The 11,843-nt window shown below is 71.6% G+C and carries 10 protein-coding genes; 6 read left to right on the forward strand and 4 right to left on the reverse strand.

Annotated features, from left to right (window positions below; genetic code table 11):
• Positions 1 to 40 precede the first annotated feature (40 nt).
• The 4 genes from ABT254_RS24475 to ABT254_RS24490 all read left to right on the forward strand — a co-directional run bounded on the left by ABT254_RS24475 (position 41) and on the right by ABT254_RS24490 (position 4,674).
• Positions 41 to 1,306 (forward strand): low temperature requirement protein A, encoded by a 1,266-nt coding sequence (locus ABT254_RS24475; protein ID WP_351473819.1) that lies wholly within the window; start codon positions 41 to 43, stop codon positions 1,304 to 1,306.
• A gap of 38 nt (positions 1,307 to 1,344) precedes the next feature.
• Entirely contained in the window at positions 1,345 to 2,373 is a 1,029-nt protein-coding gene (locus ABT254_RS24480; RefSeq protein ID WP_351473822.1) for a P1 family peptidase, read from the forward strand.
• Between the two features lie 147 nt (positions 2,374 to 2,520).
• On the forward strand, positions 2,521 to 3,759 hold the full coding sequence (locus ABT254_RS24485; RefSeq protein WP_351473824.1) for a L,D-transpeptidase: 1,239 nt from the start codon (positions 2,521 to 2,523) through the stop codon (positions 3,757 to 3,759).
• A gap of 168 nt (positions 3,760 to 3,927) precedes the next feature.
• The gene (locus tag ABT254_RS24490; RefSeq protein ID WP_351473827.1) at positions 3,928 to 4,674 is read left to right on the forward strand and encodes a DUF6227 family protein; all 747 of its coding nucleotides are present in this window, start codon (positions 3,928 to 3,930) and stop codon (positions 4,672 to 4,674) included.
• A 15-nt stretch (positions 4,675 to 4,689) separates the two neighbouring features.
• Here the strand turns inward: ABT254_RS24490 and ABT254_RS24495 are convergent, their stop codons facing one another.
• From ABT254_RS24495 to ABT254_RS24510, 4 genes are all read right to left on the reverse strand, one after another.
• On the reverse strand, positions 4,690 to 4,974 hold the full coding sequence (locus ABT254_RS24495) for a hypothetical protein (protein ID WP_351473830.1): 285 nt from the start codon (positions 4,972 to 4,974) through the stop codon (positions 4,690 to 4,692).
• A 137-nt stretch (positions 4,975 to 5,111) separates the two neighbouring features.
• Entirely contained in the window at positions 5,112 to 7,199 is a 2,088-nt protein-coding gene (locus ABT254_RS24500) for a PTS fructose transporter subunit IIABC (protein ID WP_351473833.1), read from the reverse strand.
• 232 nt (positions 7,200 to 7,431) lie between these two features.
• Positions 7,432 to 8,379: a 1-phosphofructokinase gene (gene pfkB / locus ABT254_RS24505; protein ID WP_351473835.1), complete on the reverse strand. Its 948-nt coding sequence runs from the start codon at positions 8,377 to 8,379 to the stop codon at positions 7,432 to 7,434.
• Between the two features lie 13 nt (positions 8,380 to 8,392).
• The gene (locus ABT254_RS24510) at positions 8,393 to 9,154 is read right to left on the reverse strand and encodes a DeoR/GlpR family DNA-binding transcription regulator (protein ID WP_351473838.1); all 762 of its coding nucleotides are present in this window, start codon (positions 9,152 to 9,154) and stop codon (positions 8,393 to 8,395) included.
• Between the two features lie 236 nt (positions 9,155 to 9,390).
• Between ABT254_RS24510 and ABT254_RS24515 the strand changes: the two genes are divergently transcribed.
• Positions 9,391 to 10,236, forward strand: a complete 846-nt coding sequence (locus ABT254_RS24515) for a toll/interleukin-1 receptor domain-containing protein (protein ID WP_351473840.1) — start codon at positions 9,391 to 9,393, stop codon at positions 10,234 to 10,236.
• Entirely contained in the window at positions 10,233 to 11,777 is a 1,545-nt protein-coding gene (locus ABT254_RS24520; RefSeq protein WP_351473841.1) for a VMAP-C domain-containing protein, read from the forward strand. Before ABT254_RS24515 ends, ABT254_RS24520 begins: the two co-directional genes overlap by 4 nt.
• The last annotated feature ends 66 nt before the right edge of the window (positions 11,778 to 11,843 follow it).

Genomic DNA, 11,843 nt, shown 5'->3' on the forward strand with positions numbered 1-11,843 from the left:
GCCGAGGAATTCCCGCCGGTTATCTGCTGTGCTTGGTCCCATGACGACCAGCTCGACTCCGCCGCCCGCGTCCTCCGGCACGCCGGCGGACCGCCGACCACTGCGCAGGCTCGCGGCCCGGGGCCGCGGGGAGACGCACCGCGTCGCCTCGCCGCTGGAGCTCTTCTTCGACCTGTGTTTCGTCGTGGCCGTCGCCCAGGCAGGCGTCGAGCTGGTGCACGCCCTCGCCACGCGGCACGCGGGCGAGGGGATCCTCAACTACGGGATGGTGTTCTTCGCCATCTGGTGGGCGTGGATGAACTTCACCTGGTTCGCCTCGGCCTACGACAACGACGACGTGCTCTACCGGGTCGTCACCCTGATCCAGATCGCCGGGGTGCTGGTACTGGCGGCAGGGATCTCCCGGGCGTTCGAGAAGCACGAGTTCCTGGTGGTCTGGCTGGGCTATGTGATCATGCGGGCCGCCATGACGACCCAGTGGCTGCGTGCGGCACGGTCGGCCGAGGGCGCCGAGCGGACCATGGGGCTGCGCTATGCCGCGGGTGTGTCGCTGTGCATGGTCGGCTGGCTCGGGCTGGTGGTGCTGCCGGTGGACGCCCGGGTGTGGGTCTTCGTGGTGATGGCGGTCCTGGAGATGTGTGTGCCGCCGTACGCGGAGAAGGACCACCCCACGTCCTGGCATCCGCACCACATCTCCGAGCGGTACGGGCTGTTCACGATCATCGTGCTCGGCGAGACCATCGCGGCGGCCACCGTCGCGGTGAAGTCGGGCATCGACGAGAACGACGCCCTGGGCGATCTGCTGCCCATCGCGACGGGCGGGCTGCTGATCATCTTCGCCGCCTGGTGGATCTACTTCGCGGTGCCGATCCACGGTCATCTGCGCACCAACGGACAGGCGTTCCTGTGGGGGTACGGCCACTACCTGATCTTCGCCTCGGCGGCCGCCGTCGGGGCGGGCCTGGAGGTGGCGGTGGAGCAGGCCGTCGGCACGGCGCACATCTCCACGCTGGAGGCGTCGGCGGCGGTGACCCTCCCGACGGCGCTGTATCTGCTCACCGTGTGGGCGCTGCACTCCCGTTACTACAAGGTGGGCATCGCCCAGCAACTGGTGCTGCCGAGCACGGCGTTGCTCGTCATCGTCTGCACGTTCCTGGGGCACTGGGCGGTGCTCGCGGCGGGCCTGGTGTCGGCGCTGGCGGTGGCGGCCGGGGTGGCGCTGGCGGCGCGCAGGGGCGCCGGGGAGCCCGGGGCGAGCGGAACGAGCGGATCGAGCGGGGAGCACGCGACGAGTCCGGTCGGCTGACGGGGCGCTGTCGTGCCGGGCCGGGCGAGACTGGCTCCATGACAGTTGACGCATTGACGGACGTCACCGGAGTGCGGGTGGGACACGCGACGCGCACCGGCGGCGGCTGGCTCACCGGCACGACGGTCGTCCTCGCCCCGGAAGGCGGCGCCGTCGCCGCCGTGGACGTGCGCGGTGGCGGTCCCGGCACCAAGGAGACCGACGCGCTCGACCCGCGCAACCTCGTGCAGAAGGTCGAGGCGATCGTGCTGACCGGCGGCAGCGCGTACGGGCTCGACGCGGCGTCGGGGGTGATGGCCTGGCTGGAGGAGCGGGGGCGCGGGGTGCGTGTGGGGGTGGATCCCGCGCACGTGGTGCCGGTGGTGCCCGCCGCCTGCGTCTTCGACCTCGGGCGGGGCGGCGACTTCCGGGCCAGGCCCGATGCCGCCACCGGCCGGGCGGCGGTCGAGGCGGCCGCGGCGAGCGAGGCCGGCGCGCGGGTGCGGGAAGGGTGCGTGGGCGCCGGCACCGGGGCGGCCGTGGGGCCGCTGAAGGGCGGGGTCGGCACCGCGAGCACGGTGCTCGGCTCCGGGATCACGGTGGCCGCCCTGGTGGTGGCCAACGCGGCCGGATCGGCGATGGATCCGGAAACGGGGGTTCTGTACGGGGAGTTGTTCCAGGGGCGCGTGAGCCGTCCCGAGCCGCAGGTCCACGAGGCGGCGCGCGGCCGCATCGCCGAGAGCGCCGCGAAGAACGCCCTCCCCCCGCTGAACACCACGCTCGCCGTGGTCGCCACCGACGCGGACCTGTCGAAGGCGCAGGCGCAGAAGCTCGCCGGTACGGCGCACGACGGCATCGCGCGCGCCGTGCGGCCGGTGCACCTGCTCAACGACGGCGACACGGTGTTCGCCCTGGCGACCGGAGCGCGCCCGCTCGACACCGGGCACCCCCTCGCGCTGAACGAGATCCTCGCGGCGGGCGCGGACGTGGTGACACGGGCGATCGTGCGGGCCGTGCGCGCCGCCGAGCCGGTGGACGGGCCCGGCGGGCTGTGGCCCTCGTACGAGGAGTTGTACGGGGGTCGGTAACAACAGGGCTGCGTTCGCACGCGATTGTCCCGGTTCTGTCACGTGATCGCGTTGATCGCGGACGGAGGGAACCCCACCGTCCGTCGAATCCCTCCTTTCACACGCACTGGAGCGGACAACGCACATCACACGAAACTGGAGCAGCCCGTGAGAACGCCGGACATTGCAGCGCGGCGCGTACGCGTACTGGGAGCCTGTGCCGCCCTGATGGTCGGCGCCCTCACCCTGACCGCCTGCGGTGGCGACGCCAACGCCAACTCCTCGGGCTCCTCGGGCGACGGCAAGGGCGGCGAGAGCTCGTCCAGGACGTCGACGGCGAAGATCGTCATCTCGGCGAAGGACGGCTCGACCGACGCGTCGATCAACACGACCGGCGTGAAGGTCAGCGACGGCAGGCTGACCGACGTGAAGATGACGGTGGCCGGGTCGGGGCAGGCGGTTGCGGGGTCGATATCCGCGGACGGCGGGGTCTGGAAGCCCAAGGAGCAGCTGGAGCGCGGGACGAAATACCAGATCTCGGCTACCGCGAAGGACGGCAGCGGCCGTACGGCGGCCGCCAACTCGATCTTCACCACCGTCACTTCGGCCAACAGCTTCATCGGGACGTACACGCCGGACAACGGGACGACGGTCGGCGTGGGCATGCCGGTGTCGTTCAACTTCGACAAGGTGATCAGCGACAAGAAGGCCGTGCAGTCGCACATCACGGTCACGTCGACCAGCGGGCAGAAGGTGGTCGGGCACTGGTTCGGGGCGCAGCGGCTCGACTTCCGGCCCCAGGAGTACTGGAAGGCCGGCTCCAAGGTCACGATGAAGATCGACCTCGACGGCGTCCAGGGCGCGAACGGCGTCTACGGGGTGCAGAAGAAGACCGTCACCTTCACCATCGGGCGTTCGCAGGTCTCCACGGTGGATGTGAACACGCAGACGATGACGGTCGTGCGGGACGGTCAGACCCTCAAGTCGGTGCCGATCTCCTCGGGCAGCCCGGAGCACACGACGTACAACGGGCAGATGGTGATCTCCGAGAAGTTCGTGCAGACGCGTATGAACAGCGAGTCGGTGGACCTGGGCAGCGAGTACGACATCCCGGATGTGCCGCACGCGATGCGTCTGACCCGGTCCGGCACCTTCATCCACGGCAACTACTGGTACAACAGGGGCAATCCGCCCTTCGGTCGCCAGGGCACCAGCCATGGCTGCGTCGGACTGGCGGACGTGCAGGGCGCTCAGGGCGCCACGAACGCCAAGTGGTTCTACGACAACTCGCTGATCGGGGACGTCGTGATCGTCAAGAACTCCCCCGACAAGACGGTCGCCCCCGACAACGGGCTCAACGGCTGGAACGTGCCGTGGAGCGAGTGGGTGGCGGGGAGCGCCGCGTAATCGCCGCCTGATCAGCACTTTCTGACAGATCGTCGGGCCGTGTGGGAACGTCTCACACGGCCCGCGCGTTTTCTGTGCGTACGTTTTCTCGGTTCCCGGACATGATGTCCGACCGAGGGGCTACGGTATGCACCCACAAGGTGACATGCAGCAACGCCGGGAGAAACCTTGAGCGTTCCGTACGAGACGGCAGCGTACGAACCCGCCGAGTCGCCCGAGTCTCCGGAGGAGCATCTCGAGCGACTCCTCGGCCGTGCCCTGAACTCCTTCGAACTGCCGGACGAGACGATACGGCAGCTGGACTGCGCGCTGGCGTACGACAGCTCACTGCACTCCGCGCACCACAGCGCGGGGCTGCACCGCGAGACGTACCGGCACACCTGGCTGCTGGTCGACGGCTCGGCGCTCACGCTGTGGGAGCTCGTGCACAACACCGCGCCGGGCAGCCTCGCGCAGCACGAGGTGTATGTCGACGAGGAGGAGCTGCGTGCGGCCACCGCGCGGCTGCCGCTGCCCGCGGACGCACCGGACTTCGAGCTGCCGGTGACGGTACAGCTGTCGCCGGTCCCGGCGCCGAGGCACGCGTATGTGCCGGACGATTCCGCGGACCATGCGCGCCGGCTGCTGCGCCGCGCGGAGAACCCGGACCGGCCGGGCGCGGAGACGGCCGCGCTGCTCGCGACGGCGTTCGCGCACCAGATCACACAGGCCTTCGGGCGCCCGTGCCGCGCGGGGCGGGCCGGGCTGTGCTTCTCGCTCTACGAGCACGCGTTCCTGCTGCGTGACGGCGTGGAGGTCTCCCTCTGGGAGGTCGAGCACACGGCGACGCCCGACGGACGGCACATGTGCGAGGTGTACGTCAGCGAGGACGCGGCCCGGGATGCGATGGAGCGGCGGGCGGCGCGGGTCTCCTGACCCGCCGGCCGCGGATCAGTGGCCGTCGCTGAGCTGCCGTACCAGGCCCGCGAAGGCGTCCCGCTCCGTCGGCGTCAGTTCGACGTACTCCAGACGGGGAGGGGACTGCCGCTGGTGCGGGAGGGAGCGCAGGGGGGTGCGGCCGGTGTACCAGAGGGTGCGCAAGGCGATCCGCAGGCTGTCGGCACCGGAGCGGCGGCGGCGCACCAGGCCGATCAGGCCGAGCGTCCAGACGACGGCCGCGAAGGCGAGGACGGCCACGCCCAGCGACTGGAGGATCGAGAGGTGCTCATCGGGCATGCGCCCCAGTAGACATCACGGTCCGGGGCTTTGACCCCGGACCGTGACGTATCTCGCAGTCTTCGCAGGCAAGGCACATGCCCCTCAGCCGCACTGATCGACTCACAGTGCACCAAAGGGGCATGCGGGCCTCGATGTCAGGCGGCCACCGGCTGCTTCGCCTGGGCCGTCGACGTCGACGTGTCGTCCGCCGTGCCGGGGCTCACGGCTCCCGGGGCCGGCTTGCGCATGCCCTTCAGGAAGACCACGAGACCAGTGGTGACGCACACGCCGACCGCGATGGCGATCAGGTAGAGGAAGGCGTTGCCGATCAGCGGGACCACGAAGATGCCGCCGTGCGGGGCGCGCAGGGTGGCGCCGAAGGCCATCGACAGGGAGCCGGTGATGGCGCCACCCACCATGGCGGAGGGGATGACCCGCAGCGGGTCGGCCGCGGCGAACGGGATCGCGCCCTCGGAGATGAAGGAGGCACCCAGCACCCAGGCGGCCTTGCCGTTCTCACGCTCGGTCTCGGTGAAGAGCTTCCCGCGGACCGTGGTGGCCAGCGCCATCGCGAGCGGCGGGACCATGCCGGCGGCCATCACCGCGGCCATGATCTTCATCGCGGAGTCGCTCGGGTTGGAGACCGCGATGCCGGCGGTGGCGAAGGTGTACGCGACCTTGTTGACGGGACCACCGAGGTCGAAGCACATCATCAGGCCGAGCAGGGCGCCGAGCAGGATGGCGTTGGAGCCGGAGAGACCGTTCAGCCAGTCGGTCATGCCCTTCTGGGCGGAGGCGATGGGCTTGCCGACCACGACGAACATCAGGAACCCGACGATCGCCGAGGAGATCAGCGGGATCACCACCACCGGCATGATGCCGCGCAGCACCGCCGGGATGTTGATCTTCTGGATCGCCATCACCACACCACCGGCGAGCAGACCGGCGACCAAGCCGCCGAGGAAGCCCGCGTTGATCGTGGAGGCGATCATGCCGCCGACGAAGCCGGGGACCAGGCCCGGCCGGTCCGCCATGCCGTACGCGATGTAGCCGGCCAGGACCGGGACCAGGAAGCCGAAGGCCACGGCGCCGATCTGGAACATCAGCGCGGCCCAGCTGTCGGTCTGCGTCCACACGAAGTGGTCCATCACCGAGGGCGCCGACTTGATCTTGTAGCCGCCGATCGCGAAGCCGAGGGCGATCAGCAGACCGCCGGCAGCGACGAACGGGACCATGTAGCTCACGCCGGACATCAGCCACTTGCGCAGCTTGGTGCCGTAGCCCTCGCCGGACTCACCGGCGCGCTCGACCGGGGTGCCGGGCGCGGCCCCCGCGGTCACCTCACCGCGCTCGGCCTTGCCGCGCACCTCGGTGATCAGCTCGCCGGGGCGGTTGATGCCGGCTTTCACACCGACGTCGACGGTGGGCTTGCCGGCGAAGCGTTCCTTCTCCCGTACGGGCACGTCGTGGGCGAAGATCACGGCGTCCGCCGCGGCGATGACGGCCGGGTCGAGCCGGGTGAAGCCCGCCGAGCCCTGGGTCTCGACGGTGACCTCGACGCCCGCCTCGCGGCCCGCGTTCTCCAGGGACTCGGCCGCCATGTACGTGTGCGCGATACCGGTCGGGCAGGACGTGACGGCGACGATACGGAAGGGGCGCTCGTCAGCGGCGGGGGCGCCCGACGCCGGGGCGGACGCGTCCTCGACGCTCGCACCCGGCGCCGGGGCCGTGCTGCCCGCTGCGGCGTCGGCGGAGGCCGCCCCCGACGCCGCAGCGGAGTCTTCGGAGCCGGCCGCGGCCGGCTCGTCCCCGCGGATCAGTGCGGCCGCGGCCGCCGCGTCGCCCGCCGACCGCAGCGCGTCGGTGAACTCGGCGTTCATCAGCTGCCGGGCCAGCGACGAAAGGATCGTCAGGTGGGCGTCGTCGGCGCCGGCGGGGGCCGCGATCAGGAAGATCAGGTCGGCGGGGCCGTCCGCCGCGCCGAAGTCGATACCGGCGGCGCTGCGCCCGAAGGCCAGCGTCGGCTCGGTGACGTGCTCGCTGCGGCAGTGCGGGATGCCGATGCCGCCGTCGAGGCCGGTGGGCATCTGTGCCTCACGGGCGGCCACGTCGGCGAGGAAGCCGTCCAGGTCGGTCACCCGGCCCAGGGCCACCATGCGCTCGGCGAGGGCACGCGCCGCCGCTTCCTTCGTATCGGCGGACAGGTCGAGGTCGACCAGGTCCGCGGTGATCATGTCGCTCATCGCGGGCTCCTTCGCACGCGTATCGCCCGGGGGGTGGGGTGGGCGGGGGTGGGGACGGGGGTGCTGCGGGGGGTGGGATCGGTGGGGGTGGAGACGGGGCCGGGGAAACCCCGCCTCCACGGGGCGGCAGGGCGGCTCGGGGGGCCCTGCCGCCGGTTGGCCGTGGCGAGTAACGGGGAGCCTCGCCGCTTCGGAGCCGGTCCGCAGGGCCTGGGTCCGTACACGGGACACGTCATGACACCGGCTCCTTCAGCACACGATCCACCGGCACGTCGGCCGTCACCGTCACCGCCGCCGGATCCAGGTCACGCGGGGTCGGCATCACGCTGCCGGGCAGCTGGACGGCCGCCGCGCCGTGTGCGACCGCCGAGGCGAGGGCCTCCGGGCCGCTGCCTCCGGCGATCAGGAAACCGGCCAGCGAGGAGTCGCCGGCACCCACATTGCTGCGTACGACGTCCACGTGCGCGCTGCCGAACCAGGCGCCCGAGGCGTCCACGAGCAGCTGTCCGTCGGCGCCCAGGCTGGCGAGGACGGCGCGCGCGCCCATCTCGCGCAGCTCCTCGGCCGCCTTCACCGCGTCGCCCACGGTGAACAGGGGGCGCCCGACGGCCTCCGCGAGCTCCTCGGCGTTCGGCTTCACCACGTCGGGCCGCTCGCGCAGCGCCTCGAGCAGGGCGGGCCCGGAGGTGTCCAGGGCGATCCGCGCGCCCCCGGCGTGCACCCGGGCCACGACATCGGCGTACCACGCCGGCGCGAGCCCCCGCGGCAGGCTCCCGCAGCAGGCGATCCAGTCCGCGTCGGGCGACTGCCGGTGCACGGTGTTCAGCAGCAGCTCCTGCTCCTGGGCCGAGAGCTCGGGACCGGGCGCGTTGATCTTCGTGAGCACCCCGTCCGCCTCGGCGAGCGCGATGTTCGAGCGGGTGGCCCCGGCGACCGGGACCGGCGCGACCTCGATGCCCTGCGCGTCGAGCAGCTCGGCGACGAGCGCGCCCGGCGCGCCACCGAGGGGCAGCACCGCGACCGTGCGCCGCCCGGCGGCCGCGACCGCACGCGAGACGTTCACACCCTTGCCACCCGGGTCCATGCGCTCACCGGTGGCTCGGATGACCTCGCCCCGGTCGAGCGAGGGGACCTCGTACGTACGGTCCAGGGACGGGTTCGGGGTGACGGTGAGGATCATGCGCACTCGTTTTCTAGACACACAGCACTTCCGTGCCGCCGCGCTCGATGGCGGTGGCGTCTTCCGGGCTCAGCCCGCTGTCGGTGATCAGCAGGTCCACGTCGCTCAGGTCGCCGAAGCGGGCGAAGTGCTCCTGGCCGTGCTTGGACGAGTCGGCGAGCAGCACCACCCGGCGGGCCGCGGCCACCGCCGCGCGCTTGACCGCGGCCTCGGCGAGGTCGGGGGTGGTCAGACCGTGGTCGGCGGAAAAGCCGTTCGCCGCCACAAAAAGTACATCAGCCCGGATTTCGCTGTAGGCCCGCAGCGCCCAGGCGTCCACGGCGGCGCGCGTACGGTTCCGTACCCGCCCCCCGACGAGGTGGAGCTGGATGCCGGGGTGGTCCGCGAGGCGGGCCGCGATCGGCAGGCTGTGCGTGACGACGGTGAGCGACGCCTCCAGGGGCAGCGCGGCGGCGAGCCTCGCCACCGTCGTACCGGCGTCGAGGATCATCGTGCCCTCGGTGGGCAGCTCCGTGAGGGCCGCCTTGGCGATGCGGTCCTTCTCGTCGGTGGAGGTGCCCTCGCGCTCGGCGAGGTCGGGCTCGAAGTCGAGCCGCCCGGCCGGTATGGCACCGCCGTGCACCCGCCGGACGAGGCCCGCGCGGTCGAGGGCCTTCAGGTCCCGGCGGATCGTCTCCGCCGTCACCTGGAACTCCTCGGCCAGCGACACCACGTCCACCCGCCCGCCGTCCCGGGCAAGCCGGAGGATCTCCTGCTGCCGCTCCGGTGCGTACATGTCCGTTCACCTCCGACCATGCCCGAACTTGTGGTTTCACTCGGAGGCTACGCCCGGATTTCTGGAAAGTAAACAGGTTCGGGCGCCACTCGGACACAAACGGGCATCGATGGCAGATGCACGAGATCGGCGCCGAGATCCGTGCCGAGAAGTGAGCAGACGGCTGCGGAAGCCCTGACGGGCAGTCACCCCGTCCGTATCCTGGACTCCGGGACGCAACTTCTTCGGGGGGTGTTGTGGACACGGACGACCCCAACCCGCACGCCCGGGCGGACGGCGGTCGCAACTGGCCCATCAATGTGGTCCAGGCGCTGCTCGCCTCGCCCAAGCTGGCGGACGGTCTGACCCGGGCACTGCTGTTCGAGCTGGTCGGGGCGGAGCTGGCACAGCCGCTGGAGGCGGCGGACCAGCCGAGCCTGATGCGCGAGTTCCTGGACCTGGTGCGGCACTGCGAGGGCCAGCAGGGTGGTCTGATGGCGTTGGCGCACGCGGTGGAGCGGATCGAGGGCCCGAGCTGGACCTCCCATGTGGTGGGCGAGCTGGTGCGGCAGCGGCTGGCCCGGGCGCCGTCGGCCGGGGTCAACGGGGTCGCGGTCGCGGCGAACCGGCCGATCGACGACCGCCGGGACTTCTTCGTCTCGTACACCGCCGCGGACCGCAGATGGGCCGTGTGGATCTCGTGGCAGCTGGAGAAGGCGGGCTACAGCGTCCTGGTGCAGGAATGGGACTTCGTCCCGGGCAGCAACTGGCTGTTCGGCATGGACGGGGGCGTGACACAGTGCGAACGCACCATCGCGGTCCTCTCCCCGGCGTATCTGGACTCCGTCTACGGCCGGCTGGAGTGGCAGGCGGTCCAGCACGGCGACCCGTCCGGGCTGCTGCGCAGTCTCGTGCCGGTGATGGTGGACCGGTGTGCTCCGCAGGGCCTGCTGGGCTCGGTCGTGTACATCGATCTGTCCTCGCCGGAACTGGACGTCGAGGCAGCCCAGGAACGTCTGCTGGCAGGCGTCGGCGGCGCGCGCACCGGCCGCTCCAAACCCACCGTGGCGCCCCCCTTCCCCCGCTCGGAGGAGCCGCGTTGACGGAGGCGGGCGGCGAGGACCGCAACGCCTCCCGGATACGCGCCCGGATCGGCGGACGGACGGCGCACACGCTGCTCGACATGCGGGCGCTGGGCACGGCCGAGGGGCGCGCCGAGCTGGTCGCCGCGGTGGGCCGGGAGACCGGACGTCCGCTCGCCACGCGGGACGAGGACACCGCGGCCGAACAGTTCCTGGATGTGGTCCGGCACTGCTCCGTGGACCCGGACGGGCTGTCGGTGCTGGCTGACGTGCTGCACGGCATGGATCCGTACTGTCCGCAGGTGTTCGCCGTGCGGCGGCTCGCCGACGAGTGGACCGCGGTGGGCTCGCTGGAGGGGCTGGCGGTCCTCGGGTCCTGGGGGTTTCTCGCCGAGGCGCTGCGCCCGCTCCAGCCGCTGCCGTACCCGTACAAGATGCGGTCCGCGCTGATGTGGCTCGCCACCGGGAAACGGCTGAGCGAACCGCCGCCGCACGCCGAGAACCCGTGGCACGACTTCCTCTATCTCGCCGGGCAGAACACGGCACCCGGTGAGCTGCCCCCGTGGATGCTCCACCTGGATGTGTGCGCCCCGTACATGAGCCGGGAGCTCAGTGAGGAGGTGATGGCCCGCAACCGGCACTGGTCGCTGGGCCTCGGCCTGTCGGAGCTGCTGGACGAGGAGCGCAACAGGGCGCGCGGGTCGTCGGTGTCCGGGGTGGCCCGGCAGCTGAGACGGTATCTGGCCATCCGTATCGAGACGGACCCGCTGAACAACACCCAGTACAACGTGTTCCCTTCGCACATGTCGGACGGGCCCGGCCGCGGCTGGGTGCAGGGGCAGCCGCGGCACCAGGTGCCGGTCGAGCAGCTGGAGGACGTGGTCGGCTCGATCGTCCGGCAGAACGAGCGGCACCGTCCGGCGGGGCCGGCCGGTGCGGCCGAACCGGCACCGCTCTTCCTGGAGTTCGTGCTGCCCTTCGAGCTGCTGAACCTGCCCGTGGAGTGGTGGCCGCACGACTGGGACTGGGCCTCGCAGGTGACGTCGGCGAGCGAGTTCTCGGTGGTCATCCGCAGCCTGGACCGCCTGCAGAACCGGGAGTGGCACGAGTTCTGGAACACCCGCTGGCGGCAGCTCGGCGCGGACGAACCGCCGTCGCGCTCGGTCTGCTACGCGGCCGACACCCGGGCACGTTCCGGTGCGTACGCCCTGGAGCAGCGCCTCGACGAGGACGAGCACCTGGTCGCCCTGGTGCTGAGCGAACCGCCGCTGACCGGCACCGGGCAGGGCAGCCAGGAGCTGCAGACCGCCTTGCGCATGGGGCTGCCCGTGGTGATCTGGAACCGGTCGGACCGGGCCACGTCGGGGTTGCGGGAGGTCCTGGACGAGTTGCTCCGCGGCGGCCTGAAGCGGTTCCCGGCCAGGGTCGACGCATATCGCCGGGAGGCCGCCGGCCAGAACGGCCAAGCCGCCACCGCCGGCCGCGCCGGCCACATCGGCCGCCATCTGACGGTCCTGTGGGACGACGCCGAACGCAACCCGATGGATCCGGACCCGGCCTGACGGGTCTTCGGGGGGTCGGGGCACGTGCACAGCCGTACGACCGGACCGCGCAGTGCGGCCGGCAAC

Source organism: Streptomyces sp. NPDC001137 (genome assembly GCF_040298885.1).
Classification (GTDB): domain Bacteria; phylum Actinomycetota; class Actinomycetes; order Streptomycetales; family Streptomycetaceae; genus Streptomyces.

Excerpts from the sequence above, each read along its gene's own strand:
- ABT254_RS24500 (WP_351473833.1), bottom strand. The coding sequence starts at position 7,199 with ATGAGCGACATGATCACCGCGGACCTGGTCGACCTCGACCTGTCCGCC.
- ABT254_RS24495 (WP_351473830.1), bottom strand. The coding sequence starts at position 4,974 with ATGCCCGATGAGCACCTCTCGATCCTCCAGTCGCTGGGCGTGGCCGTC.
- ABT254_RS24510 (WP_351473838.1), bottom strand. The coding sequence starts at position 9,154 with ATGTACGCACCGGAGCGGCAGCAGGAGATCCTCCGGCTTGCCCGGGAC.
- pfkB (WP_351473835.1), bottom strand. The coding sequence starts at position 8,379 with ATGATCCTCACCGTCACCCCGAACCCGTCCCTGGACCGTACGTACGAG.
- ABT254_RS24480 (WP_351473822.1), top strand. The coding sequence starts at position 1,345 with ATGACAGTTGACGCATTGACGGACGTCACCGGAGTGCGGGTGGGACAC.
- ABT254_RS24475 (WP_351473819.1), top strand. The coding sequence starts at position 41 with ATGACGACCAGCTCGACTCCGCCGCCCGCGTCCTCCGGCACGCCGGCG.